This window comes from Burkholderia sp. SIMBA_051, assembly GCF_046534915.1.
GTDB classification, from domain to species: domain Bacteria; phylum Pseudomonadota; class Gammaproteobacteria; order Burkholderiales; family Burkholderiaceae; genus Burkholderia; species Burkholderia ambifaria.
Genome location: NZ_JAWRXS010000542.1, coordinates 1 through 256, shown reverse-complemented (window position 1 = coordinate 256; position 256 = coordinate 1). Strand labels below are relative to the sequence as shown.

At 51.6% G+C, this 256-nt stretch carries 1 protein-coding gene; it reads left to right on the top strand.

What is annotated here, in order from left to right:
* Positions 1-39 precede the first annotated feature (39 nt).
* A partial coding sequence (locus SB771_RS35635; protein ID WP_410722123.1) for a hypothetical protein occupies positions 40-256 on the top strand: 217 nt, incomplete at its 3' end.

The following is a 256-nucleotide window of genomic DNA, read 5'->3' as shown; positions in this document are numbered from 1 at the left end:
CAAGAAGCCTTTGATGACGCCCTATATACATCGTGATCCATGAAACCCATTGACCAAGCCCTTCAAGCGTTGATCCAGCGAGAGCCCACTCCCGAGGAGGTCGCCAAGTTCTACAAGATCAAAGAGATCTGCGGATTCTCGGAACATGACTCGGTATGGGCACTGCTCCTCGCCTTTGGACACTTTGAAATCCTGTACGGCGATATTCCCAAGAGCATCACCGAACAGACTCGGCAAGTTCTTGCCGACCACAAAC